Below are 26954 nucleotides of genomic sequence, written 5' to 3' on the forward strand. Positions count from 1 at the left end.
CGCGTCCTTTTTCAAGACACTCATTGAATCCCTATGCGTGATCCAGCCCCTTCTGACACATCCAAGAAGCGCGTCATTGTCGGCATGTCCGGCGGCGTGGACTCTTCCGTTTCCGCTCTCCTGCTGATCGAGCAGGGCTATGAAGTGGAAGGCCTGTTCATGAAGAACTGGGAAGAAGACGACGGAACGGAATACTGCACCGCCATGGACGACCTGGCGGATGCCCAGGCCGTGTGCGACAAGATCGGTATCAAGCTGCACACCGCCAACTTCGCCGCCGAGTACTGGGACAACGTGTTCGAGCACTTCCTGGCCGAATACAAGGCCGGCCGCACGCCGAACCCGGACATCCTGTGCAACCGCGAGATCAAGTTCAAGGCGTTCCTCGACTACGCCATGATGCTCGGCGCCGACCTGATCGCCACCGGTCACTACGTGCGCCGCCGCGACATTGATGGCCGCACCGAACTGCTCAAGGGCCTGGATCCGAACAAGGATCAGAGCTACTTCCTGCACGCTGTCGGCGGCGAACAGATCGCCAAGACCCTGTTCCCGGTCGGCGAGCTGGAAAAACCGGAAGTCCGTGCAATTGCCGAGAAATACGAGCTGGCGACTGCCAAGAAGAAGGATTCCACCGGGATCTGCTTCATCGGCGAGCGCCGTTTCAGCGATTTCCTCAAGCAATACCTGCCGGCGCAACCGGGCGAGATCAAGACCACCGAAGGCGAAGTCATCGGCCGTCACCACGGCCTGATGTACCACACCATCGGTCAGCGCCAGGGCCTGGGCATCGGCGGCCTGAAAGACGCCGGTGATGAGCCGTGGTACGTGCTGCGCAAGGATCTGGACACCAACGAGCTGATCGTCGGCCAGGGCAACAACCATCCATGGCTGTTCTCCAGCGCCCTGCTCGCTTCGGAAATCTACTGGGTCAACCCGATCGATTTGAGCCAGCCGCTGCGCCTGACCGCCAAGGTTCGTTATCGCCAGAGCGATCAGACCTGCACGCTGGAAAAAACCGAGACCGGCTATCGCGCTGTGTTCGACGAACCGCAACGCGCGGTCACGCCGGGTCAGTCGGTGGTGTTCTATGACGGTGAAATCTGCCTCGGCGGCGGCGTGATCGAAGTCGCCGAGCCGTGGAGCGGCCACGCATGAGCCCGACTCAGGAGCAACTGACGGCTCTGGGTGGCGTGTTTCTTGCCGCCGTACTGGTCGACCGGATCGCCAAGACCGGCCAGACCAACGAGGCCGGCCTGAGCTGCATGCTCGGCAGCCTGCTGGTCCGCGATCCGAAGGACACGCTGGACGTGTACGGTGGCGACGACATCAATCTGCGCGAGGGTTACCGTGCGCTGATCGGCGCCCTAGAACGCGACCCGAGCACCTTGCAGCGCGAGCCATTGCGCTACGCATTGTCGATGCTCGGCCTCGAGCGGCAACTGGCCAAGCGCAACGACATGCTCGACGTGATCGGCAAGCGTCTGCCGCAGATTCAGTCGCAGGTCGAGCATTTCGGCCCGGCCCATGAAAACGTGATCGCGGCCTGCGGTGCGCTGTATCAGGACACCCTGAGCACGCTGCGCCAACGCATCCAGGTGCACGGCGACATGCGCAACCTGCAGCAGCCGAGCAACGCGTCGAAGATTCGCGCCCTGCTGCTCGCCGGTATTCGTTCGGCACGCCTGTGGCGCCAACTCGGCGGCCATCGCTGGCAGTTGGTGATCAGTCGTCGCAAGCTGCTCAAAGAGCTGTATCCGTTGATGCGCAGCGAGTAAATCGCCGCGCAATAAAAGCTTTGTAGTCTGTAACGCGTAATACGCCGGTCAGTTGGCGACGGACCGGCGGATTTTTTCATGTATGATACGCGCCCCATTTCGTTGCCCGACTGTCCGAGAACACCCCATGCAGCTCTCTTCGCTCACTGCGGTTTCCCCTGTTGACGGCCGCTACGCCGGCAAAACCCAGGCCCTGCGCCCGATTTTCAGCGAGTACGGCCTGATCCGTGCCCGCGTCCTGGTTGAAGTGCGCTGGCTCCAGCGCCTGGCCGCTCACGCCGGCATCCCGGAAGTGCCAGCCTTCTCCGCCGAAGCCAACGCCGTTCTGAACGAACTGGCCGAAAACTTCTCGCTGGAACACGCCGAGCGCGTGAAAGAGATCGAGCGCACCACCAACCACGACGTGAAAGCGATCGAGTACCTGCTCAAGGAACAGGCGGCCAAGCTGCCGGAACTGGCCAAGGTCAGCGAGTTCATCCACTTCGCCTGCACCAGCGAGGACATCAACAACCTGTCCCACGCCCTGATGCTGCGCGAAGGTCGTGACGACGTGATGCTGCCGCTGATGCGCCAGACCGCCAACGCCATCCGCGAACTGGCCCTGCGCTTCGCCGACGTGCCAATGCTGTCGCGCACCCACGGCCAGCCGGCTTCGCCGACCACCCTGGGTAAAGAGCTGGCGAACGTGGTTTACCGTCTCGAGCGCCAGATCACTCAGGTCGCTGCCGTTCCGCTGCTGGGCAAGATCAACGGCGCTGTCGGCAACTACAACGCTCACCTGTCGGCCTACCCGCAGATCGACTGGGAAGCCAACGCCCGCGCCTTCATCGAAGACGAGCTGGGCCTGGCCTTCAACCCGTACACCACGCAGATCGAGCCGCACGACTACATCGCCGAGCTGTTCGACGCCATTGCGCGCTTCAACACCATCCTGATCGACTTCGACCGTGACATCTGGGGCTACATCTCCCTGGGTTACTTCAAGCAGCGCACCATCGCCGGCGAAATCGGTTCGTCGACCATGCCGCACAAGGTCAACCCGATCGACTTCGAAAACTCCGAAGGCAACCTGGGCATCGCCAACGCGCTGTTCCAGCACCTGGCGAGCAAACTGCCGATCTCCCGCTGGCAGCGCGACCTGACCGACTCCACCGTTCTGCGCAACCTCGGTGTCGGCTTCGCCCACAGCGTGATCGCGTACGAAGCGAGCCTCAAAGGCATCAGCAAGCTCGAGCTGAACGCTGACAAGATCGCTGCCGATCTGGACGCCTGCTGGGAAGTCCTGGCCGAGCCGATCCAGACCGTGATGCGCCGCTACAACATCGAAAACCCGTACGAGAAGCTGAAAGAACTGACGCGCGGCAAGGGCATCAGCCCTGAAGCGCTGCAGACTTTCATCGATGGCCTGGACATGCCGGCCGCTGCGAAAGCCGAGCTCAAGCAACTGACCCCGGCCAACTACATCGGCAACGCTGTAGCGCAAGCCAAACGCATCTGATCGACTGCTTGACCCGTTTGAGACGCCCGGCCGCGCCGGGCGTTTTTATTCCCGTCTGAAAAATGCTTTTTTTCAATAGGTTACATATGAATCCCGATATTCCTCTTCAACTTCTGGGTGGTCTTACGGCGCGCGAATTCATGCGCGATTACTGGCAGAAAAAACCACTGCTGATCCGTCAGGCGATTCCTGATTTCGAAAGCCCGATCGACGCCGACGAACTCGCCGGCCTGGCCCTGGAAGAAGAAGTCGAATCGCGCCTGGTGATCGAACACGGCGAGCGTCCTTGGGAACTGCGTCGCGGCCCGTTCGCCGAAGACGAATTCAGCAAACTGCCGGAACGCGAGTGGACCCTGCTGGTGCAGGCTGTCGATCAGTTCGTGCCGGAAGTCAGCGAACTGCTGGAAAACTTCCGCTTTCTGCCGAGCTGGCGCGTCGATGACGTGATGATCAGCTTCGCCGCCCCGGGTGGCAGCGTTGGCCCGCATTTCGACAACTACGACGTGTTCCTGCTGCAAGGCCACGGCAAGCGCAACTGGAAAATCGGCCAGATGTGCGACTCCGAAAGCCCGCTGCTGCAGCACGCGGACCTGCGCATCCTCGCCGAATTCAACGAAACCGAAGAGTGGGTTCTGGAACCGGGCGACATGCTGTACCTGCCGCCGCGCTTGGCTCACTGCGGTGTGGCCGTCGATGACTGCATGACCTACTCGGTCGGCTTCCGCGCACCAAGCGCCGCTGAAGTGCTGACCCACTTCACCGACTTCCTCAGCCAGTTCCTGACTGACGAAGAGCGCTACACCGACGCCGATGCGAAGCCGGTCAGCGATGACCCGCACCAGATCCAGCACGATGCTCTTGGCCGCCTGAAGGCACTGCTCGCCGAGCACATGAGCGACGAACGCCTGCTGCTGACCTGGTTCGGCCAGTACATGACCGAGCCGCGTTATCCAGAGCTGGTCGTCGGCCCGGAGGAAGTCGAGGAGGAAGACCTCCTCAGCGCCCTCGAAGACGGTGCCATCCTGATCCGCAACCCGAGTGCACGCCTGGCATGGTCCAACGTCGATGACGATCTGCTGCTGTTCGCCAGCGGCCAGAGCCGTTACCTGCCTGGCAAGTTGCGCGAGCTGCTGAAGCTGATCTGCTCGGCTGACGCCCTGCACACCGACAACCTCGGCGACTGGCTGAGCGACGAAGATGGCCGCGGCCTGCTGTGCGAACTGGTCAAACAGGGAAGCCTGGGGTTCGCCGACGATGAATAAGATTCGCGTACGCGTTGCAGACTGGCAAAAGGACAACGCCGAGATCCGCCGCATTCGCGAAACGGTGTTCATTGCCGAACAATCGGTTCCACCCGAGCTTGAGTGGGACGCCGATGACGCCACCGCCGTGCATTTTCTGGCCTTCGAAGGCGACTTTCCGATCGGCACCGCCCGCCTGCTGCCCGACGGGCATGTTGGCCGGGTTTCGGTACTGAAGGACTGGCGCGGGCTAAAGGTCGGCGATGCGCTGATGCACGCGGTGATTGCCGAAGCGGAAGCACGGGGCCTGAAGCAGCAGATGCTCAGCGCCCAGGTGCAGGCCACGGCGTTCTATGAGCGCCTGGGGTTCAATCTGGTCAGCGAGGAATTCCTGGAAGCAGGGATTCCGCATGTCGACATGGTTCGTCATTCGGCTTAAGTCCGCGTCGCGGCATTCGCGGGCTTGCTCGCGAAGAGGCCCTTCAGAACACCACAAAACGCCCCGCCATTTTCGGATGCCGGGGCGTTTTGCTGTCTACGATTCAACTTGCCCCACCCCGGGCCGACAAACTGGCAATATCAAGCCTTTCGAACGCGGAGATAACGGACATGTCCCTACGCACCCTGCTCACCCCCCTGCTGCTCGGCTGCAGTTTTTCGGTGATGGCAGCCACAGAAATCGTGCCCCTCAAATACCACACCAGCGCCGACATGCTGCCGGTGGCTCAGGATTTCATCGGCAAGGACGGTCAGGTCAGCGCCTATGGAAATCAACTGATCGTCAAGGCCGAGCCGGACAAGATCCAGGAATTGAAAGCCCTGCTCACGCAGCTCGATACCGCCCCCAAACGCTTGCTGATCACCGTCGACACCAACGAAAACAACCAACAGAACACGGGCGACCAGCAAACCAGGATCATTGACTACAGCACCGCCAGCCGTGACGGCGGCATTCAACAGGTACAGGCCAGCGAGGGTGCACCGGCGCTGATCCAGGTCGGACAGAGCGTGCCGATCACCAGCAGCCAGAGCAATTCCTGGGGCGATTACAGCAGCCAGACCCAGTATCGCAACGTCACTCAGGGTTTCTACGTCACTGCCAGCGTCACCGGTGACACCGTTCACCTGGCCATCAGTACCAACCGTGACCGAATGAGCCAGGAACGTCCCGATGTAGTGAACGTGCAAAGCACCGACACAACTGTCACAGGACGCCTGGGCGAATGGATCACCCTCGCCGGCGTGAACCGTGAGACTCAGGCCGACAAACAGGGCTTGGCCCGCAGCTACTCGACTCAAGGCCGGGATGACATGACGTTGCGGGTGAAAGTCGACACGCTGGACTAAAGCACCGAAAACTGACTGATTAGTCGTATTAGACGAAAGATGTAGTGCGTGAAAAAAAGCACTACAAAACGTTTGACGAGCCAAAAAAGCGAAGGCATGATGGCCTCGCTCCCGCTAATCAGAGGCCCTGGCAAGGGCCTTCGAAGCGCTGCTCGCAACCATCCCCGCGAGCCGTTTCGTGTCTGTACCGCCCACAAGGTGTGTTTGACGAGGTTGCCGACTGGAACGAAGTTGTCCCGAGGGACGGAAGCGTAATTAGGTAACCCGGCTTTACACTGTAGTTCGCATAAAGGCCCACGACGCCCGAATGCGCCCGCCAGTTCGCCTTTACCTGCTCACTTCCCCTCGAGCCTATCGTTCATCCCGTCGCCTGCCCCGCCGAACCCGACCTGACCACCTAAGCTTCTGGTCAGCGAGCGCAAGGAATTTTCCACCGCAGAACAACTTTTCATAAAGACGCGACGAGGTTTATCTCCATGGCACTGACACGCGAACAGCAAATTGCAGCCCTTGAAAAAGACTGGGCTGAAAACCCGCGCTGGAAAGGCGTGACTCGCAATTACTCCGCTGCTGACGTCGTCCGTCTGCGTGGCTCGGTTCAACCAGAGCACACCTTTGCAAAAATGGGCGCCGAAAAACTGTGGAACCTGGTCACCCAGGGTGCCAAGCCGTCTTTCCGCCCAGAGAAAGATTTCGTCAACTGCATGGGCGCCCTGACCGGTGGCCAGGCTGTTCAACAGGTTAAAGCCGGTATCCAGGCGATCTACCTGTCGGGCTGGCAAGTCGCTGCGGACAACAACTCCGCCGAATCGATGTACCCGGACCAGTCGCTGTACCCGGTGGACTCGGTTCCAACCGTGGTCAAGCGCATCAACAACTCGTTCCGTCGTGCCGACCAGATCCAGTGGAAAGCCGGCAAGAACCCGGGCGACGAGGGCTACATCGACTACTTCGCGCCGATCGTGGCTGACGCCGAAGCCGGCTTCGGCGGCGTACTGAACGCCTACGAGCTGATGAAGAGCATGATCGAAGCAGGCGCCGCCGGCGTTCACTTCGAAGACCAGCTGGCTTCCGTGAAGAAATGCGGCCACATGGGCGGCAAGGTTCTGGTTCCAACCCAGGAAGCCGTGCAGAAACTGACCGCTGCTCGTCTGGCTGCCGACGTTGCCGGTGTACCGACCATCATCCTGGCCCGTACCGACGCCAACGCTGCCGACCTGCTGACTTCCGACTGCGACCCGTACGACCAGCCGTTCGTGACTGGCACCCGCACCCAGGAAGGCTTCTACAAGGTTCGTGCAGGTCTGGACCAGGCCATCGCCCGTGGCCTGGCCTACGCGCCGTACGCCGACCTGATCTGGTGCGAAACCGCCAAGCCGGATCTGGACGAGGCCCGTCGCTTCGCCGAAGCGATCAAGAAGGAATACCCGGACCAGATCCTGTCGTACAACTGCTCGCCTTCCTTCAACTGGAAGAAAAACCTGGACGACGCGACCATCGCCAAGTTCCAGCGCGAACTGTCCGCCATGGGTTACAAGCACCAGTTCATCACCCTGGCCGGCATTCACAACATGTGGCACAGCATGTTCAACCTGGCGCACGACTACGCCCGCAACGACATGACTGCCTACGTGAAGCTGCAGGAGCAGGAATTCGCTGATGCCGCCAAGGGTTACACCTTCGTGGCTCACCAGCAGGAAGTGGGCACCGGCTACTTCGACGACATGACCACCGTAATCCAGGGCGGCACGTCCTCGGTGACCGCGCTGACCGGTTCGACCGAAGAAGAACAGTTCCACTGATCGACTTCGCCTGAGCGAACGGCCTTTGCGGACCGTGTAGAAAGCTAACCGCATTGCCGAAGAACTGACGCCCCGACTGGTTCGGGGCGTTTTTTTGCCTGCGACCTTCTGACCAACCCAGGGCTGGCACAGTCCGTCAGGCAAAACATTGATCCAGAGCGCTATCCACGTCACAAAAATCGGTTAAAACGTGTGCCGCCGCTACTTGCAGTAACGCGGATATAAGACAACTTCCCAACTGCCCAATCGCTAAACAGTTACAAAACCATCACAAACGATATTAATTATCATTTAGCGGCAACTATATTCGTTACATTTTCGACAAAACATAATTCGTGAAATCCCGGCTAATGCCCGCAACGCATGGGCTACAGGGCCATAGAGGTGCGCTATGTCCTTATTCCAATAAATAATTTCGCTATAGGAATTTTACTTGCAGGGTGTTTAGCCATAAAATCAGCGCGATTGATTGCTGCGACATATCGTCACTGCCTTATTTCTTTATCAAGCTCAGAGACCTTTGCTCTCTGTTAAGGATTTCCAGCATGCCCGAAGCGACAGGACTCATGGCCCACAACTGGGGCTTTGCCATTTTCCTTCTGGGTGTAGTCGGCCTGTGTGCCTTCATGCTCGGCGTCTCCAGCCTCCTCGGGTCAAAAGCCTGGGGCCGCAGCAAAAACGAACCGTTCGAGTCCGGCATGCTACCTACCGGTGGCGCCCGCTTGCGGCTCTCAGCCAAATTCTATCTGGTCGCGATGCTGTTCGTGATCTTCGATATCGAAGCCCTCTTTCTCTTTGCATGGTCTGTGTCCGTCCGCGAAAGCGGCTGGACCGGATTCGTCGAAGCTCTCGTTTTCATAGCAATTCTGTTGGCAGGTCTTGTCTACCTGTTCCGAGTGGGCGCCCTTGACTGGGCTCCGGAAGCTCGTCGCAAGCGGCAGGCGAAGCTGAAACAATGAGGCTTTGGCAATGCAATACAATCTCACCAGAATCGACCCCGATGCTCCTAACGAGCAGTATCCGATCGGCCAGCGGGAAACCGTTTCCGATCCGTTAGAGGATCAAGTCCACAAAAACATTTTCATGGGCAAGCTGGAAGACGTGCTGAGTGGCGCGGTCAACTGGGGACGTAAGAACTCCCTGTGGCCGTACAACTTCGGTCTGTCGTGCTGCTACGTGGAAATGACCACCGCCTTCACGGCGCCCCACGACATCGCGCGCTTCGGCGCCGAAGTTATCCGGGCATCACCGCGTCAGGCCGACTTCATGGTTATCGCCGGGACCTGCTTCATCAAGATGGCGCCGATCATTCAGCGTCTCTACGAGCAGATGCTCGAGCCGAAATGGGTTATCTCCATGGGTTCGTGCGCCAACTCCGGTGGCATGTACGACATCTACTCCGTGGTTCAAGGGGTGGACAAGTTCCTGCCCGTGGACGTCTACGTACCTGGCTGCCCGCCCCGTCCAGAAGCATTTCTGCAAGGCTTGATGCTGCTGCAGGAATCCATTGGCCAGGAGCGTCGCCCACTTTCCTGGGTCGTTGGCGATCAAGGCGTTTATCGCGCCGACATGCCTTCGCAGAAGGAACAGCGCCGCGAACAGCGAATCGCAGTCACCAATCTGCGCAGCCCTGACGAAGTCTGATCCAGATCTGTTTCAAAGAAACGAGAAGCTGGCTTCATTCTTTACGTTGACCGAAAGCGAAAAAATAACCATGACTACAGGCAGTGCTCTGTACATCCCGCCTTACAAGGCAGACGACCAGGATGTGGTCGTCGAACTGAACAACCGTTTTGGTGCCGAGGCGTTCACCGCCCAGCCGACCCGCACCGGCATGCCGGTGCTGTGGGTGGCCCGCGCCAAGCTCGTCGAAGTCCTGACCTTCCTGCGCAACCTGCCCAAGCCGTACGTCATGCTCTATGACCTGCACGGCGTGGACGAGCGTCTGCGGACCAAGCGTCAAGGGCTGCCAAGCGGTGCCGATTTCACCGTGTTCTATCACCTCATGTCGCTGGAACGTAATAGTGACGTGATGATCAAGGTCGCCTTGTCCGAGAGCGACCTCAGCTTGCCGACCGTCACCAGCATCTGGCCGAACGCCAACTGGTACGAGCGTGAAGTCTGGGACATGTACGGTATCGACTTCAAAGGTCACCCTCACCTGTCGCGCATCATGATGCCGCCGACCTGGGAAGGTCACCCGCTGCGCAAGGACTTCCCGGCGCGCGCCACCGAATTCGATCCGTTCAGCCTGAACCTGGCCAAGCAACAGCTCGAGGAAGAAGCCGCGCGCTTCCGTCCGGAAGACTGGGGCATGAAGCGTTCCGGCCCGAACGAGGACTACATGTTCCTCAACCTGGGGCCGAACCACCCTTCGGCGCACGGTGCGTTCCGCATCATCCTGCAACTGGACGGCGAAGAGATCGTCGACTGCGTCCCGGACATCGGTTACCACCACCGTGGCGCCGAGAAGATGGCCGAGCGTCAGTCCTGGCACAGCTTCATTCCGTACACCGACCGTATCGATTACCTCGGCGGCGTGATGAACAACCTGCCGTACGTGCTCTCGGTCGAGAAGCTGGCCGGCATCAAGGTGCCCGAGAAGGTCGATGTCATCCGCATCATGATGGCCGAGTTCTTCCGGATCACCAGCCATCTGCTGTTCCTGGGTACCTACATCCAGGACGTCGGCGCGATGACCCCGGTGTTCTTCACCTTCACCGACCGCCAGAAGGCGTACACGGTGATCGAAGCCATCACCGGCTTCCGTCTGCACCCGGCCTGGTACCGCATCGGCGGTGTTGCCCACGACCTGCCGCGTGGCTGGGAAAAACTGGTGAAAGACTTCGTTGAATGGCTGCCAAAGCGCCTCGACGAATACACCAAGGCCGCCCTGCAGAACAGCATCCTCAAGGGTCGTACCATCGGCGTTGCCCAGTACAACACCAAAGAGGCCCTGGAATGGGGCGTCACCGGTGCCGGCCTGCGGTCCACCGGTTGCGACTTCGACCTGCGTAAAGCGCGTCCATATTCCGGCTACGAGAACTTCGAGTTCGAAGTGCCGCTGGCCGCCAACGGCGATGCCTATGACCGCTGCATGGTTCGCGTCGAAGAGATGCGCCAGAGCGTCAAGATCATCGACCAGTGCCTGCGCAACATGCCGGAAGGCCCGTACAAGGCGGATCACCCGCTGACCACGCCGCCGCCGAAAGAGCGCACGCTGCAGCACATCGAAACCTTGATCACGCACTTCCTGCAGGTTTCGTGGGGCCCGGTCATGCCGGCCAACGAATCCTTCCAGATGATCGAAGCGACCAAGGGCATCAACAGCTATTACCTGACGAGCGACGGCGGCACCATGAGCTACCGTACCCGGATCCGCACTCCGAGCTTCGCCCACCTGCAGCAGATCCCTTCGGTGATCAAAGGCAGCATGGTCGCGGACCTGATTGCGTACCTGGGTAGTATCGATTTCGTTATGGCCGACGTGGACCGCTAAGCATGAACAGCACGCTTATCCAGACAGACCGTTTCACCTTGAGTGAAACCGAGCGCTCGGCCATCGAGCACGAGCTGCATCACTACGAAGACCCGCGCGCGGCGTCGATCGAAGCCCTGAAGATCGTCCAGAAGGAACGCGGCTGGGTGCCGGACGGCGCTCTGTACGCCATTGGCGAGATCCTCGGCATCCCGGCCAGCGACGTTGAAGGCGTGGCCACGTTCTACAGCCAGATCTTCCGTCAGCCGGTCGGCCGTCACATCATTCGCGTCTGCGACAGCATGGTCTGCTACATCGGTGGCCACGAGTCGGTGGTCAGCGAAATCCAGAACAACCTGGGTATCGGCCTGGGTCAGACCACCGCCGACGGTCGCTTCACCCTGCTGCCGGTCTGCTGCCTCGGCAACTGCGACAAGGCACCGGCGCTGATGATCGATGACGACACCTTTGGCGATGTCCAGCCTGCCGGCGTCGCCAAACTGCTCGAGGGCTACGTATGACCCTGACTTCTTTCGGTCCTGCCAACCGCATCCAGCGTTCGGCCGAGACTCACCCGCTGACCTGGCGCCTGCGCGACGACGGCGAAGCCGTGTGGCTCGACGAGTACCAGGCCAAGAACGGTTACGCCGCCGCGCGCAAGGCCTTCGCCGACATGGATCAGGACGCCATCGTCCAGACCGTGAAAGACGCCGGCCTCAAGGGTCGCGGCGGTGCAGGCTTCCCCACTGGCGTGAAGTGGGGCCTGATGCCAAAGGACGAATCCATCAACATCCGCTACCTGCTGTGCAACGCGGATGAAATGGAGCCGAACACCTGGAAAGACCGCATGCTGATGGAGCAACTGCCCCATCTGCTGATCGAAGGCATGCTGATCAGTGCCCGCGCGCTGAAAACCTACCGTGGCTACATCTTCCTGCGCGGGGAGTACACCACCGCCGCCAAGCACCTGAACCGTGCCGTGGAAGAAGCCAAGGCAGCCGGTCTGCTGGGCAAGAACATCCTGGGCAGCGGCTTCGATTTCGAGCTGTTCGTCCACACCGGCGCCGGGCGTTACATCTGCGGTGAAGAAACCGCACTGATCAACTCCCTCGAAGGCCGCCGCGCCAACCCGCGCTCCAAGCCGCCCTTCCCTGCCGCCGTTGGTGTGTGGGGCAAGCCGACCTGCGTGAACAACGTTGAAACCCTGTGCAACGTGCCGGCGATCATCGCCGACGGCGTGGACTGGTACAAATCGTTGGCCCGCGACGGCAGCGAAGACATGGGCACCAAGCTCATGGGCTTCTCCGGCAAGGTCAAGAACCCCGGCCTGTGGGAACTGCCCTTCGGCGTGACCGGTCGCGAATTGTTCGAAGACTACGCCGGCGGCATGCGCGACGGTTACAAGCTCAAGGCCTGGCAGCCGGGCGGCGCCGGTACCGGTTTCCTGTTGCCGGAACACCTCGACGCCCAAATGTACGCCGGCGGCATCGCCAAGGTGGGCACCCGTATGGGTACCGGCCTGGCCATGGCGGTGGACGACAGCGTCAACATGGTGTCCCTGCTGCGCAACATGGAACAGTTCTTCGCTCGCGAATCCTGCGGTTTCTGCACTCCTTGCCGTGATGGCCTGCCATGGAGCGTCAAGCTGCTGATGGCCATCGAACAAGGCCGCGGCCAGCCGGGTGACATCGAGACCCTGCTGGGTCTGGTCAACTTCCTCGGCCCGGGCAAGACCTTCTGTGCTCACGCACCGGGTGCCGTGGAACCATTGGGCAGTGCCATCAAATACTTCCGTCCAGAGTTCGAAGCCGGTATCGCGCCTGCAAGCGCCGCCGTCCCGCCTCTGGCGAAGCCGATCACAGTCGGCGCGTAAACGCTTAAAAAAGGCGAAGGGTCCGTGCCCTTCGCCTTTCGTCCGATGACGCCTTTCGGGGCTGACTGGATTCGGACGGATAACAAGATTCCATTAGCCACGCCCGCTGACACCGGGCCAACGAAGACCTTTGAACCATGGCCACTATCCACGTAGACGGCAAAGCGCTCGAAGTCGACGGGGCAGACAACCTGTTACAGGCATGTCTGTCGCTGGGCCTCGACATCCCTTATTTCTGCTGGCACCCCGCGCTTGGTAGCGTCGGGGCCTGCCGCCAGTGCGCGGTCAAGCAGTACACCGATGAGAACGACACCCGTGGTCGTATCGTCATGTCCTGCATGACGCCTGCCACCGACAACACCTGGATCTCCATCGACGATGAAGAATCCAAGGCGTTCCGCGCCAGTGTTGTTGAATGGCTGATGACCAACCACCCGCACGACTGCCCTGTGTGCGAGGAAGGCGGTCACTGCCACCTGCAAGACATGACGGTGATGACCGGCCACAACGAGCGCCGTTATCGCTTCACCAAGCGCACCCACCAGAACCAGCAACTGGGCCCGTTCATTTCCCACGAAATGAACCGCTGCATCGCCTGCTACCGCTGCGTGCGTTTCTACAAGGACTACGCCGGCGGCACCGACCTGGGTGTATTCGGCGCCCACGACAACGTGTACTTCGGTCGCGTTGAAGACGGCACCCTCGAAAGCGAGTTCTCCGGCAACCTCACCGAGGTCTGCCCGACCGGTGTGTTCACCGACAAGACTCACTCCGAACGCTACAACCGCAAGTGGGACATGCAGTTCTCGCCGAGCATCTGCCATGGCTGCTCCAGCGGTTGCAACATCTCCCCGGGCGAGCGTTACGGCGAACTGCGTCGCATCGAAAATCGTTACAACGGTTCGGTGAACCAGTACTTCCTGTGCGACCGTGGCCGTTTCGGTTATGGCTACGTCAACCGCACCGACCGTCCACGTCAGCCGCTGCTGGCCGATGGCACCAAGCTTGGGCTGGATGCTGCGCTGGACAAAGCCGCCGACCTGCTACGCGGTCGCAACATCGTCGGTATCGGTTCGCCACGTGCCAGCCTCGAAAGCAACTACGCGTTGCGTGAACTGGTCGGCGCCGAGCACTTCTACTCCGGTATCGAAGCGTCCGAACTGGAACGCATCCGTCTGGTCCTGCAAGTGCTGAAGGACAGCCCGCTGCCCGTGCCGAACATGCGCGACATCGAAGACCACGACGCCGTGTTCGTCCTCGGTGAAGACCTGACCCAGACCGCCGCCCGTATGGCGCTGGCACTGCGTCAGTCGGTCAAAGGCAAGGCCGAAGACATGGCCGAAGCCATGCGCGTTCAGCCGTGGCTCGACGCGGCGGTGAAGAACATCGGTCAGCACGAACTGAACCCGCTGTTCATCGCCAGCCTGGCTGAAACCAAGCTCGACGACATCGCCGAAGAGTGTGTACACGCCGCTCCCGACGATCTGGCGCGCATCGGTTTCGCCGTGGCTCACGCCCTGGACGCCAGCGCACCGGCCGTCGAAGGTCTGGACGCCGAAGCCCTGGAACTGGCCAAGCGCATCGCCGATGCCCTGCTCGCTGCCAAGCGTCCGCTGATCATCGCCGGTACTTCGCTGGGCTCCAAAGCCTTGATCGAAGCGGCTGCAAACATCGCCAAGGCCCTGAAGCTGCGCGAGAAGAACGGTTCGATCAGCCTGATCGTGCCGGAAGCCAACAGCCTCGGCCTGGCCATGCTCGGTGGCGAATCGGTTGATGCTGCGCTGCAAGCAGTGATTGACGGCAAGGCCGACGCCATCGTCGTGCTGGAAAACGATCTGTACACCCGCACCGCCAAGGCCAAGGTCGATGCGGCACTGAACGCTGCGAAAGTAGTGATCGTTGCCGACCATCAGAAGACCGCCACCAGCGACCGCGCGCATCTGGTTCTGCCAGCCGCCAGCTTCGCTGAAGGCGACGGTACGCTGGTCAGCCAGGAAGGCCGCGCCCAGCGCTTCTTCCAGGTTTTCGACCCGCAATACATGGACGCGAGCATTCTGGTCCACGAAGGCTGGCGCTGGCTGCACGCCCTGCGCGCTACCCTGCTGAACCAGCCGATCGACTGGACGCAACTCGACCACGTGACCGCTGCCGTTGCTTCGAGCACCCCGCAACTGGCCCGAATCGTCGACGCCGCACCGTCCGCCTCGTTCCGCATCAAGGGTCTGAAACTGGCCCGTGAACCGCTGCGTTACTCCGGTCGCACGGCGATGCGCGCCGACATCAGCGTTCACGAACCACGCACCCCGCAAGACAAGGACACCGCGTTCGCCTTCTCGATGGAAGGTTACTCGGGCTCCGCCGAACCGCGTCAGCAGGTTCCTTTTGCATGGTCGCCGGGCTGGAACTCGCCGCAGGCCTGGAACAAGTTCCAGGACGAAGTCGGTGGTCACCTGCGCGCTGGCGATCCGGGCACCCGCCTGATCGAAAGCACCGGTGATTCGCTGAACTGGTTCGCCAGTGTTCCGCGCGCGTTCAACCCGGCCCAGGGCACCTGGCAAGCCGTGCCGTTCTACCACCTGTTCGGCAGCGACGAGACCTCGTCGAAAGCCGCTCCGGTCCAGGAACGCATTCCGGCCGCCTACGTTGCACTGGCCAAGTCCGAAGCGGATCGCCTGGGCGTCAACGACGGTGCACTGCTGAGCCTCAATGTTGCCGGCCAGACCCTGCGTCTGCCGCTGCGTATCAATGAAGAGCTGGGCGCTGGCCTGGTTGCACTGCCGGCCGGTCTGGCAGGCATTCCGCCGGCGATTTTCGGCCAAACCGTTGATGGTCTGCAGGAGGCAGCGCAATGACCTGGTTCACCCCTGAAGTGATCGATGTGATCCTGACGGTCATCAAGGCCATCGTGATCCTGCTGGCCGTGGTGGTCGCAGGCGCGTTGCTCAGCTTTGTCGAACGTCGCCTGCTGGGCTGGTGGCAGGACCGTTACGGTCCGAACCGCGTTGGCCCGTTCGGCATGTTCCAGATCGCAGCCGACATGCTGAAGATGTTCTTCAAGGAAGACTGGACCCCTCCGTTTGCCGACAAGGTGATCTTCACCCTGGCGCCGGTGGTGGCCATGTCCGCCCTGCTGATCGCGTTCGCGATCATCCCGATCACCCCGACCTGGGGCGTGGCGGACCTGAACATCGGCCTGCTGTTCTTCTTCGCCATGGCCGGTCTCTCGGTCTACGCGGTACTGTTCGCCGGCTGGTCGAGTAACAACAAGTTCGCCCTGCTCGGCAGCTTGCGTGCCTCGGCGCAGACCGTGTCCTACGAAGTGTTCATGGGCCTGGCCCTGATGGGCATCGTGGTGCAGGTCGGCTCGTTCAACATGCGCGACATCGTCGAGTACCAGGCGCAGAACCTGTGGTTCATCATTCCGCAGTTCTTCGGCTTCTGTACCTTCTTCATCGCTGGCGTGGCCGTGACTCACCGTCACCCGTTCGACCAGCCGGAAGCGGAACAGGAACTGGCCGACGGTTACCACATTGAATACGCCGGTATGAAATGGGGCATGTTCTTCGTCGGTGAATACATCGGCATCATCCTGATCTCGGCACTGCTGGTCACCCTGTTCTTCGGTGGCTGGCACGGTCCGTTCGGCATCCTGCCGCAACTGTCCTTCGTCTGGTTCGCACTGAAGACCGCGTTCTTCATCATGCTGTTCATCCTGCTGCGCGCCTCCATCCCGCGTCCGCGTTATGACCAAGTGATGGATTTCAGCTGGAAATTCTGCCTGCCACTGACCCTGATCAATTTGCTGGTGACCGCTGCAATCGTGTTGTGGAACACGCCTGCGGTTGCGGTTCAGTGAGGATTTGACCCATGTTCAAATATATTGGCGACATCGTTAAGGGTACCGGTACCCAGTTGCGCAGCCTGGTCATGATCTTCGGTCATGGCTTTCGCAAGCGCGACACCCTGCAATACCCGGAAGAGCCGGTCTACCTGCCGCCACGCTACCGTGGCCGTATCGTCCTGACCCGCGACCCCGATGGCGAAGAACGCTGCGTAGCCTGCAACCTGTGCGCCGTGGCGTGCCCGGTGGGTTGCATCTCGCTGCAGAAAGCTGAAACCGAAGACGGTCGCTGGTACCCGGACTTCTTCCGTATCAACTTCTCGCGCTGCATTTTCTGCGGTCTCTGCGAGGAAGCCTGCCCGACCACCGCGATCCAGCTCACGCCGGATTTCGAGATGGCCGAGTTCAAACGTCAGGACCTGGTGTACGAGAAAGAAGATCTGCTGATCTCCGGCCCCGGCAAAAACCCTGATTACAACTTCTATCGTGTTGCAGGTATGGCCGTTGCGGGCAAGCCGAAAGGCGCCGCACAAAACGAAGCCGAGCCGATCAACGTGAAGAGCTTGCTGCCTTAAGGAAGAACGATGGAATTCGCTTTCTATTTCGCATCGGGTATCGCTGTTGTGTCCACACTGCGTGTGGTCACCAACACCAATCCTGTGCACGCCCTGCTCTACCTGATCATTTCGCTGATCTCCGTGGCCATGACCTTCTTCGCTCTCGGCGCACCGTTCGCCGGCGTGCTGGAAGTGATCGCCTACGCCGGCGCCATCATGGTGCTGTTCGTGTTCGTGGTGATGATGCTGAACCTGGGGCCTGCCTCGGTTCAGCAGGAACGCACCTGGCTCAAGCCCGGCATCTGGGCAGGACCGGTGATTCTCGCCGCCCTGCTGCTGGCCGAACTGCTGTATGTGCTGTTCGCTCACCAGAGCGGTCAGGCCATCGGTCAAACCACCGTTGACGCGAAAGCCGTGGGCATCAGCCTGTTCGGTCCGTACCTGCTGGTGGTCGAACTCGCCTCGATGCTGCTGCTCGCTGCAGCCGTCACGGCGTTCCATTTGGGCCGTAACGAGGCGAAGGAGTAAGACATGCCTGCTATCCCTCTCGAGCATGGATTGGCCGTTGCCGGCATCCTGTTCTGCCTTGGTCTGGTCGGCCTGATGGTCCGCCGCAACATTTTGTTCGTGTTGATGAGTCTGGAAGTGATGATGAACGCCTCTGCACTGGCCTTCATCGTCGCGGGCGCCCGCTGGGCGCAACCGGATGGACAGATCATGTTCATCCTGGTGATCAGCCTTGCAGCCGCCGAAGCCAGTATTGGCCTGGCGATCCTGCTGCAACTGTATCGCCGCTTCCACACGCTCGATATCGACGCTGCCAGTGAGATGCGCGGATGAACCTACTCTTTCTGACTTTCGTATTCCCTCTGATCGGGTTCCTGTTGCTGTCGTTCTCGCGCGGCCGCCTCTCGGAAAACCTGTCGGCGCTGATCGGTGTCGGCTCCATCGGCCTGTCTGCCATCGTCGCGGCCTACGTGATCTGGCAGTTCAACGTCGCTCCACCGGAAGGTGGCGTGTACGTCCACGTACTGTGGAAATGGATCTCGGTGGAAGGCTTCCAGCCGAACTTCGCCCTGTACCTGGATGGTCTGTCCGTGACCATGCTCGGTGTGGTGGTCGGCGTGGGTTTCCTGATCCACCTGTTCGCCTCCTGGTACATGCGCGGTGAAGCCGGTTACTCGCGCTTCTTCGCCTACACCAACCTGTTCATCGCCAGCATGTTGTTCCTGGTCCTGGGCGACAACCTGCTGTTCATCTACTTCGGTTGGGAAGGCGTGGGCCTGTGCTCGTACCTGTTGATCGGTTTCTACTACAGCAACCGCAACAACGGTAACGCCGCGCTGAAAGCCTTCATCGTCACCCGTATCGGCGACGTGTTCATGGCGATCGGCCTGTTCATCCTATTCCAGCAACTGGGCACGCTGAACGTCCAGGAACTGCTGGTGAAAGCGCCTGAGCACTTCAAGGTCGGCGATTTCTGGATCGTGCTGGCGACCCTGATGCTGCTGGGTGGTGCGGTCGGCAAATCGGCTCAACTGCCGCTGCAGACCTGGCTGGCGGACGCGATGGCCGGTCCTACCCCGGTTTCGGCACTGATCCACGCCGCAACCATGGTGACCGCCGGTGTCTACCTGATCGCCCGTACCCACGGTCTGTTCGCCCTGGCGCCGGACATCCTGCACCTGGTCGGCATCGTTGGCGGTGTGACGCTGGTTCTGGCCGGTTTCGCGGCACTGGTGCAAACCGACATCAAACGTATCCTCGCCTACTCGACCATGAGCCAGATCGGCTACATGTTCCTGGCGCTGGGCGTTGGCGCCTGGGAAGGCGCGATCTTCCACCTGATGACCCACGCCTTCTTCAAGGCCCTGCTGTTCCTCGCTTCCGGTGCGGTGATCGTTGCCTGCCACCACGAGCAGAACATCTTCAAGATGGGCGGCCTGTGGAAGAAACTGCCACTGGCCTACGCCAGCTTCATCGTCGGTGGTGCCGCTCTGGCCGCCCTGCCGCTGGTGACCGCAGGCTTCTACTCCAAGGATGAAATCCTCTGGGAAGCGTTCGCCAGCGGCCACAACGGTCTGTTGTACGCCGGTCTGGTCGGTGCGTTCATGACCTCGCTGTACACCTTCCGCCTGATCTTCATCGCGTTCCACGGTGAAGCCAAGACCGAAGCTCACGCCGGTCACGGCATCGCTCACTGGCTGCCACTGTCGGTGCTGATCGTGCTGTCGACCTTCGTCGGCGCCATGATCGTTCCACCGCTGCACGGCGTACTGCCCGAGAGCGTTGGCCATGCCGGTGGCGAAGCCAAGCACAGTCTGGAAATCGCCTCGGGCGCCATCGCCCTGGCCGGTATCCTGCTGGCGGCCCTGCTGTTCCTCGGCAAGCGTCGCTTCGTGACCGCGATCGCCAACAGCGGCATCGGCCGTCTCCTCTCGGCCTGGTGGTTCGCTGCCTGGGGCTTCGACTGGATCTACGACAAACTGTTCGTCAAGCCGTACCTTGCGATCAGCCACATGCTGCGCAAAGACCCGCTCGACCAGACCATCGGTCTGATCCCGCGCATGGCCAAGGGGGGTCACACCGCCCTGAGCCGTACCGAAACCGGTCAACTGCGTTGGTACGCTGCTTCGATGGCTGCTGGTGCCGTGTTGGTCATCGGCGCTGTCGTGCTGGTAGCGGTCTGATATGAACCTTGCGAATTTGCGAAAGGAAACGAGCCCGTCATGATTCTGCCTTGGCTAATCCTGATCCCCTTCATCGGCGGCCTGCTGTGCTGGATGGGTGAGCGCTTCGGCGCTACCCTCCCCCGCTGGATTGCGCTGTTGACCATGACCCTGGAACTCGCCCTCGGCCTCTGGCTGTGGGCCCACGGTGACTATTCATTTGCACCGGCGCCTGGCGCCGATCCGACCTGGGCGCTTGAGTTCAAGCACGTCTGGATCCAGCGCTTCGGCATCAACGTGCACCTGGCCCTCGACGGCCTGTCGCTGCTGATGATCCTGCTGACCGGCCTGCTGGGTATCCTGTCGGTACTCTGCTCGTGGAAAGAGATTCAACGTCACGTTGGCTTCTTCCACCTGAACCTGATGTGGATTCTGGGCGGCGTTGTCGGCGTGTTCCTCGCCCTCGACCTGTTCATGTTCTTCTTCTTCTGGGAAATGATGCTGGTGCCGATGTACTTCCTCATCGCGCTCTGGGGTCACAGTTCTTCGGACGGCAAGAAAACCCGTATCTACGCGGCGACCAAGTTCTTCATCTTCACTCAGGCTTCCGGCCTGATCATGCTGGTGGCGATCCTCGGTCTGGTGCTGGTCAACTACAACAGCACCGGCGTGATCACCTTCAACTACGCCGACCTGTTGAAGACCAAGATGTCGATGACCACCGAGTACATTCTGATGCTCGGCTTCTTCATCGCCTTCGCGGTCAAGCTGCCAGTGGTTCCGTTTCACTCCTGGCTGCCTGACGCTCACGCCCAGGCGCCGACTGCAGGTTCCGTCGACCTCGCCGGTATCTTGCTGAAAACCGCGGCCTACGGTCTGCTGCGTTTCGCCCTGCCGCTGTTCCCGAACGCCTCGGTCGAGTTCGCGCCGATCGCCATGACCCTCGGTCTGATCGGGATCTTCTACGGTGCGTTCCTGGCGTTCGCACAAACCGACATCAAGCGTCTGATCGCCTTCTCGTCCGTTTCCCACATGGGCTTCGTACTGATCGGCATCTACTCCGGCAGCCAACTGGCCCTGCAAGGTGCAGTGATCCAGATGCTGGCGCACGGTCTGTCGGCCGCGGCACTGTTTATCCTCAGCGGTCAGCTGTACGAGCGTCTGCACACGCGTGACATGCGCGAGATGGGCGGCCTGTGGTCGCGTATCGCTTACCTGCCGGCGATCAGCCTGTTCTTTGCAGCCGCCTCTCTGGGTCTGCCGGGTACCGGCAACTTCGTCGGCGAGTTCCTGATCCTGATCGGTACGTTCGCCAGTGCTCCATGGATCACCGCCATCGCTACCTCCGGTCTGGTGTTCGGTTCGGTCTACTCGCTGATCATGATCCACCGTGCCTACTTCGGTCCGTCGAAATCGGATTCGATCCTGCACGGCATGGACGGTCGCGAACTGATCATGGTGCTGGGCCTTGCGGTACTGCTGATTTACCTCGGCGTCTACCCGCAACCGTTCCTCGACACTTCTGCCGCCACGATGCATGGCGTGCAGCAGTGGCTCGGCACCGCCTTCACTCAACTCGCTTCGGCCCGGTAAGAGCGCTATGGAATTCACGATTCAACACTTTATTGCGCTTGCGCCACTGTTGATCACCAGCCTCACCATTATCGTGGTGATGCTGGCAATCGCCTGGCGCCGCAACCACTCGCAGACCTTCCTGATTTCGGTGGCGGGTCTGAACCTGGCCTTGCTGTCGATCCTGCCGGCCCTGAAAGTCGCGCCTCTGGCCGTGACTCCATTGCTGCAGATCGACACCTTTGCCTGCCTGTACATGGCGCTGATCCTGGTCGCCACCCTCGCTTGCGTCACCCTCGCCCACGCCTACCTCGGCGATGGCGGTTCGGGTTACCCGGGCAACCGTGAAGAACTGTACCTGCTGATCCTGATGGCCGCCGCCGGTGGCCTGGTTCTGGTCAGCGCGCAGCACCTGGCCGGCTTGTTCATCGGTCTGGAACTGCTGTCGGTGCCGGTCTACGGTCTGGTGGCCTACGCCTTCTTCAACAAGCGTTCGCTGGAAGCCGGCATCAAGTACATGGTGCTGTCGGCCGCCGGTTCCGCGTTCCTGCTGTTCGGTATGGCGCTGCTGTACGCCGACTCGGGTTCGCTGAGCTTCGTCGGTATCGGTCAGGCACTGGCCGCGACCGGCCTGCCAAGCTCGCTGGCGCAACTGGGCCTGGGCATGATGCTGATCGGTCTGGCATTCAAGCTGTCGCTGGTACCGTTCCACCTGTGGACGCCGGACGTGTACGAAGGTGCTCCGGCACCGGTGGCCGCGTTCCTCGCCACCGCGTCGAAAGTGGCTGTGTTCGCGGTCATGGTTCGTCTGTTCCAGATCTCCCCTGCCGCCAGCAGTGGCGTTCTGAGCAACGTGCTGACCATCATCGCCATCGCCTCGATCCTGTTCGGTAACCTGCTGGCCCTGACCCAGAGCAACCTCAAGCGTCTGCTCGGTTACTCGTCCATCGCGCACTTCGGCTACCTGCTGATCGCACTGGTGGCGAGCAAGGGTCTGGCGGTGGAAGCCATCGGCGTGTACCTGGTCACCTACGTGATCACCAGCCTCGGCGCCTTCGGTGTGATCACCCTGATGTCCTCACCGTACAACGGCCGTGACGCAGACGCCCTGTACGAATACCGCGGCCTGTTCTGGCGCCGTCCGTACCTGACCGCCGTACTGACCGTGATGATGCTGTCCCTGGCCGGTATCCCGCTGACTGCTGGCTTCATCGGCAAGTTCTACATCATCGCCACCGGTGTCGAATCTCACCAATGGTGGCTGGTAGGTTCGCTGGTACTGGGCAGCGCCATCGGCGTGTTCTACTACCTGCGCGTGATGGTCACCCTGTACCTGATCGAACCGAACCTGCGCCGCCACGACGCCCAGTTGCACTGGGAACAGAAAGCAGGCGGCGTGATGCTGCTGGCGATCGCTGTGGTTGCGTTCTTCCTGGGTGTTTACCCGCAGCCGTTGCTGACCCTGGTTCAGCAGGCGGGTCTGGCGGGCTGATTGCTCTGCTGGAATGGCTACAAACAGAAACGGCACCTTCGGGTGCCGTTTTTGCGTTTGGGGAATTCATTACGAGTGCCCTGCCCTTCCTGCTTAAACTCCAGAAAGCTCCGGCTGAATTGTCGGTTTCGTCCTACAACCCGTATTCGGCTCTTAGAGCTATCGTGTGTGAGCGGGATAAAGCAGCTTCGCAGGCACATTGAATACACTTGCCGATCGACAGGACACAGGGAAATCATATTGAACATTCACAATATACATACCACTTATGAAAAAATGTATGCATATGAAGAAGAGATAAAAAACAGCATTTCAATAAAAACCCAGATAATATTTACAGCAATATTCGCCCTTGCATCAGCAACAATCTATCTCGCGCGCTTTCTAGACTTCACCTTCAACCCTAAAATTGCATATGTCATTTCATTTTTTGTAGCAACAACCTTAATAATTTCAGCAATATCCACATATTTCAACTGCAAAGCTTTTAGCGGTTCCGAATTCAACCGAATGCCATACGCAGAAAAAATCAAGGAATACTACGAAAGCCAAATAGAGTACAACGATGAGCTCGCCAAATATAATGCCCAAGTAGCTCAACACGAACAAATACCCTTGATCAACCCTGCCAAGGAAACCGCGAGCTTTATATCAAACACCTACATTAGCTGCTCTACACATAACGCTCTAGTCAACGAAGAGCGATCCCGCTGGGTATTTAAAGCGCTGTCAACTTTTCTGATGGCCTGCATCCCCCTCGCTATAGGTAGTTTGCTATTTGTTCTCTTTGACATGGACACCTCCTCACCCAGGAAAAATTTTGCAATAAAAGATACATACGTGGGAGATCAAATAGCCGCTTTAAAAACTCAGCTGTTAAATGACTCTAAATCTGACGCGGTAGCAGACCTGAAAAAAAGGACTATAATTCTCGAAAATATAGTTCTTGAAAAAGGGGCGGAAAAATTGAGCGAACCCAACAAACCAGCATTGAGCGAACAAAAAGCTCTGCCCCAGGCACCTGTAAAACCGTCTGCTCCACCATCCAGAAAGACGTACGACGATGTTAACGGCGGTCCCAATAGGAATCAGAAATGAAAGCGACCAACGGCCCGTCCAAACCAGAAAATTCGACTAAACCGACACCACCAAAGAAGCCTTCTGCACCAGTGGTACGCCGTGTTGTCAACGAGAGAGTTATCAATAGAAAGGAAATAGCGCTAGATAACAGGTGACCAACAATCGAAGCCACTCGACCAATATCTATCACTCAAAACAACGGCATCTTCGGATGCCGTTGTTCTTTTCTGCGGTTTCACTTCAAAAGTCTCCGACATCGGCTGAAGCCTGCATCTGGGCGGCTGAGTTTCTGTAGGAGTTGACGAAGGTAGCGATCCTTTGATCGTAAACGTCATCCCCTCTTTAGGTGTTTTCCTGCAAGGCGCTGGGCAATGTATGACACTCGAAAGGAGTCATTTTCCAGTAAATTCGAGGATCAATTTTCAAGAGGAGATGGCGAACCATGAAGCGAGATATTTTTTCAGAGTTGATGGACGGCCTCGAGGCCTTAGCCGAAGAACGCAAAGGCAAAGTTACTTTGAAAAAAACGCGCGCCCAACGAATCGGAACCATGAAGGGCAAACTCACACTTACCAATGACATCGATACCACTCTGCCAGAGGACGTGCTGGATAGCTTCGAACGGTAGAAACGAACATCTGCATATATGAAACGATCAGACCGACCCTTGGTGTGAGTTTCGCCCGCATCCACCTAACAAAATTGTAATCCCCCAATCACCTCCGCGTTATCCGCCGCCTGCAACGATGTCACCCGGCGACCCTACAGGCGGGCCCTTGCCCGTCGAACAATAAAACCCACGCCGAAGCACGTTCCCGTTCTGCCGAACTCAGGAGTGATTGATGGTTAACAACACAAAAATATCGATGGCCGCTTTAGCAGTGGTCGTCGGCGCCGGGCCGTCCATGGTGTTTGCAGAAGACAAACCCGAAGGGTTTATCGAAGGCAGCAGCCTGTCGGTACTCAACCGCAACTTCTATTTCAATCGTGATCACCGCAACGGCCAGTCCAGTCCCACCGGCAATGGTTATTCCGAGGCCTGGGCCCATGCGGTCATCAGCAAGTTCGAATCTGGCTTCACCCAAGGCACTGTCGGGATCGGGGTGGATGCTTTCGCGATGATCGGCCTGAAACTCGACACCGGTGACGGACGCAACGGTGGCCGCAGTTCGTTCGATGTATTGCCGGTCGACAGCGAAGGCAAAGCACGGGACGAATACACCAAGATCGGTGGTGCCGCCAAAGTGCGGGCCTTCGATACGGTGGTGAAAGTCGGCGACGTGTTCCCGGCCAACCCGGTGGTTGCAGCAGGTGATTCGCGACTGCTGCCGGAAAGCTTTCGCGGCGTGACGGCGACCAACACCAGCATCGAAGGTCTGTCGATCCAGGGCGGCCGGTTGCATGCGATGAGCCAACCGGTGTCCAGCGACATGCGCGAAAACTTCGCGACCTTCTATGCCGGCCCGGTCAACTCGCCCTGGATCGCTTACGGCGGCGGCGATTATGCGCTGAACAAAAACCTGAGTTTCAGCCTGTACTCCAGTCGCCTCAAAGATGCCTGGAACCAGTATTACGCCGGCACCGCCTGGACGTATCCGCTGTCGGATGACCTGTCGCTGTTCGGTGGCTTGAACTATTACAAGGCAGTCGATGAAGGCAAACAGTTGCTCGGTCAGTTCGACAACAACATCTGGAGCGGCCGCGTCGGCGTAAAGCTTGGCGCCCACTCGGTCGCGCTCTCCCACCAGCGCAACAACGGCAACGACGACTTCGATTACCTGCGCCAGTCCGACTCGATCTTCCTCGACAACTCGATCCAGTACAGCGACTTCAACTCGCCGAAAGAGCGCTCCTGGATGGTCCGCTACGACGTCGACATGACCACCTATGGTGTACCGGGCCTGTCGTTCATGACCCGTTACGCACGCGGCACCGACGCCGACTACTCCAACGCCAACGCCGTGTACATGCGCCGTGATGCCGACGGTAATCCGCTGACCGATCAGAAACGCTGGGAGCGTGACATCGAAGTCAAATACGTGGTGCAAAGCGGTTCGATGAAGGATCTGTCGCTGCGTCTGCGCCAGGCCACCACCCGGGCCACCGCATTCGAGTCAGACCTGGATGAAGTGCGGGTGATCGTCGAATACCCGCTGGCGATTCTCTGAGTTTCACGAGCAATGCCCATTCACCTTTAGAAGCTCCTTGCTCCTTTGGTAAGAGGTGAATCTTTGGCGTCCTTCGGGACGCCTTTTTTATGCCTGAAAAAAAGCCCGACTCACTGAACATGAACCGGGCGCTTGAGCCGTTACAGACGCTATCCCCCCTGCTGACGACAGTTGCCCATCACGCTGTAGGTGACCGTATTGAGCTGTCCCTTGGAGTCTTCGTAAGTCATCGCGGCCGGCACCACCGCACATTCATTTTTCGGCCGGACAACACTCACCACTTTTTTCACGTCCAGCTTCATTCCGTACTCGTATTCCTTGACCACCGGTGCCGCTTTGCCCTGACTGGCCGCGTACTGCTCCATGGCTTTGGTGTTGGCGCTGAGCGCCCGGTCGAACGTTCTGTCGCCACCGCCTTCGGCCAGCGCATTCCAAGACATTGCCATGACACCGGTGAACGCCATCCACTTGAGAAGCTTCATATCCATCTCCCTCAAAACAAACTCATAAAAAAGCCCACCATCGATGCGCGATGACGGGCTCATTCACTGGCAGCAC

23 protein-coding genes and 1 pseudogene are annotated in these 26954 nt (G+C 59.6%); 23 read left to right on the top strand and 1 reads right to left on the bottom strand.

Going from position 1 to position 26954, the window contains the following annotated elements; genetic code table 11:
- Positions 1–33: 33 nt before the first annotated feature.
- The 23 genes and pseudogenes from mnmA (at position 34) to J5M72_RS02755 (ending at position 26396) form a co-directional block, all read left to right on the top strand.
- Positions 34–1158 (top strand): tRNA 2-thiouridine(34) synthase MnmA, encoded by a 1125-nt coding sequence (mnmA, locus tag J5M72_RS02645; protein WP_207863939.1) that lies wholly within the window; start codon positions 34–36, stop codon positions 1156–1158.
- The gene (gene hflD, locus J5M72_RS02650) at positions 1155–1778 is read left to right on the top strand and encodes a high frequency lysogenization protein HflD (RefSeq protein WP_064380694.1); all 624 of its coding nucleotides are present in this window, start codon (positions 1155–1157) and stop codon (positions 1776–1778) included. Before mnmA ends, hflD begins: the two co-directional genes overlap by 4 nt.
- Positions 1779–1905: 127 nt before the next feature.
- A complete protein-coding gene (gene purB / locus J5M72_RS02655) occupies positions 1906–3276 on the top strand; it encodes an adenylosuccinate lyase (protein WP_207863940.1) in 1371 nt (456 codons plus the stop codon).
- 86 nt (positions 3277–3362) lie between these two features.
- Complete coding sequence (locus J5M72_RS02660) at positions 3363–4538, top strand: cupin domain-containing protein (RefSeq protein ID WP_207863941.1); 1176 nt, start codon at positions 3363–3365, stop codon at positions 4536–4538.
- Positions 4531–4956 carry a GNAT family N-acetyltransferase gene (locus J5M72_RS02665; RefSeq protein WP_169430944.1) on the top strand — a complete coding sequence of 142 codons (426 nt, stop codon included), beginning with the start codon at positions 4531–4533 and terminating at the stop codon, positions 4954–4956. The genes J5M72_RS02660 and J5M72_RS02665 overlap by 8 nt, the downstream gene beginning before the upstream one ends.
- 170 nt (positions 4957–5126) lie before the next feature.
- Complete coding sequence (locus J5M72_RS02670) at positions 5127–5864, top strand: secretin N-terminal domain-containing protein (protein ID WP_207863942.1); 738 nt, start codon at positions 5127–5129, stop codon at positions 5862–5864.
- Between the two features lie 476 nt (positions 5865–6340).
- Positions 6341–7666, top strand: coding sequence for an isocitrate lyase (aceA, locus tag J5M72_RS02675; protein WP_011334956.1), 1326 nt, complete (start codon positions 6341–6343; stop codon positions 7664–7666).
- Positions 7667–8211: 545 nt separating this feature from the next.
- Positions 8212–8625: an NADH-quinone oxidoreductase subunit A gene (locus J5M72_RS02680; protein WP_003223812.1), complete on the top strand. Its 414-nt coding sequence runs from the start codon at positions 8212–8214 to the stop codon at positions 8623–8625.
- A gap of 10 nt (positions 8626–8635) precedes the next feature.
- Positions 8636–9310 (top strand): NADH-quinone oxidoreductase subunit B, encoded by a 675-nt coding sequence (locus J5M72_RS02685; protein ID WP_007951456.1) that lies wholly within the window; start codon positions 8636–8638, stop codon positions 9308–9310.
- A gap of 70 nt (positions 9311–9380) precedes the next feature.
- The gene (gene nuoC / locus J5M72_RS02690) at positions 9381–11165 is read left to right on the top strand and encodes an NADH-quinone oxidoreductase subunit C/D (RefSeq protein WP_115078470.1); all 1785 of its coding nucleotides are present in this window, start codon (positions 9381–9383) and stop codon (positions 11163–11165) included.
- Positions 11166–11167: 2 nt separating this feature from the next.
- On the top strand, positions 11168–11665 hold the full coding sequence (gene nuoE, locus J5M72_RS02695; protein WP_003223804.1) for an NADH-quinone oxidoreductase subunit NuoE: 498 nt from the start codon (positions 11168–11170) through the stop codon (positions 11663–11665).
- Positions 11662–13017 (top strand): NADH-quinone oxidoreductase subunit NuoF, encoded by a 1356-nt coding sequence (gene nuoF, locus J5M72_RS02700; RefSeq protein WP_064597744.1) that lies wholly within the window; start codon positions 11662–11664, stop codon positions 13015–13017. Before nuoE ends, nuoF begins: the two co-directional genes overlap by 4 nt.
- Positions 13018–13154: 137 nt before the next feature.
- Positions 13155–15869, top strand: a complete 2715-nt coding sequence (nuoG, locus tag J5M72_RS02705) for an NADH-quinone oxidoreductase subunit NuoG (RefSeq protein ID WP_169430946.1) — start codon at positions 13155–13157, stop codon at positions 15867–15869.
- Positions 15866–16873: an NADH-quinone oxidoreductase subunit NuoH gene (gene nuoH, locus J5M72_RS02710; RefSeq protein WP_007951460.1), complete on the top strand. Its 1008-nt coding sequence runs from the start codon at positions 15866–15868 to the stop codon at positions 16871–16873. Before nuoG ends, nuoH begins: the two co-directional genes overlap by 4 nt.
- An 11-nt stretch (positions 16874–16884) precedes the next feature.
- The gene (gene nuoI, locus J5M72_RS02715; RefSeq protein WP_085690002.1) at positions 16885–17433 is read left to right on the top strand and encodes an NADH-quinone oxidoreductase subunit NuoI; all 549 of its coding nucleotides are present in this window, start codon (positions 16885–16887) and stop codon (positions 17431–17433) included.
- Positions 17434–17442: 9 nt separating this feature from the next.
- Positions 17443–17943, top strand: coding sequence for an NADH-quinone oxidoreductase subunit J (gene nuoJ, locus J5M72_RS02720; protein WP_085690004.1), 501 nt, complete (start codon positions 17443–17445; stop codon positions 17941–17943).
- A 3-nt stretch (positions 17944–17946) separates the two neighbouring features.
- Positions 17947–18255 carry an NADH-quinone oxidoreductase subunit NuoK gene (nuoK, locus tag J5M72_RS02725; protein ID WP_003180046.1) on the top strand — a complete coding sequence of 103 codons (309 nt, stop codon included), beginning with the start codon at positions 17947–17949 and terminating at the stop codon, positions 18253–18255.
- The gene (gene nuoL / locus J5M72_RS02730; RefSeq protein ID WP_085712395.1) at positions 18252–20105 is read left to right on the top strand and encodes an NADH-quinone oxidoreductase subunit L; all 1854 of its coding nucleotides are present in this window, start codon (positions 18252–18254) and stop codon (positions 20103–20105) included. The genes nuoK and nuoL overlap by 4 nt, the downstream gene beginning before the upstream one ends.
- Positions 20106–20144: 39 nt before the next feature.
- Entirely contained in the window at positions 20145–21677 is a 1533-nt protein-coding gene (gene nuoM, locus J5M72_RS02735; RefSeq protein ID WP_207863943.1) for an NADH-quinone oxidoreductase subunit M, read from the top strand.
- 7 nt (positions 21678–21684) lie between these two features.
- Positions 21685–23148 (top strand): NADH-quinone oxidoreductase subunit NuoN, encoded by a 1464-nt coding sequence (gene nuoN / locus J5M72_RS02740; protein WP_169430947.1) that lies wholly within the window; start codon positions 21685–21687, stop codon positions 23146–23148.
- Positions 23149–23388: 240 nt separating this feature from the next.
- Positions 23389–24246: a hypothetical protein gene (locus tag J5M72_RS02745; protein ID WP_207863944.1), complete on the top strand. Its 858-nt coding sequence runs from the start codon at positions 23389–23391 to the stop codon at positions 24244–24246.
- Between the two features lie 424 nt (positions 24247–24670).
- Positions 24671–24751, top strand: a pseudogene (locus tag J5M72_RS29235) (transcriptional regulator); the annotation flags it as partial.
- A gap of 319 nt (positions 24752–25070) precedes the next feature.
- Positions 25071–26396, top strand: coding sequence for an OprD family porin (locus J5M72_RS02755; protein WP_207863946.1), 1326 nt, complete (start codon positions 25071–25073; stop codon positions 26394–26396).
- Between the two features lie 149 nt (positions 26397–26545).
- On the opposite strand, the gene J5M72_RS02760 is transcribed toward J5M72_RS02755, so the two are convergent.
- Positions 26546–26878, bottom strand: a complete 333-nt coding sequence (locus J5M72_RS02760) for a DUF2790 domain-containing protein (protein ID WP_169430949.1) — start codon at positions 26876–26878, stop codon at positions 26546–26548.
- Positions 26879–26954: the final 76 nt, after the last annotated feature.

This window comes from Pseudomonas sp. 58(2021) (assembly GCF_017491585.1).
Classification (GTDB): Bacteria; Pseudomonadota; Gammaproteobacteria; order Pseudomonadales; family Pseudomonadaceae; genus Aquipseudomonas; species Aquipseudomonas fluorescens_BT.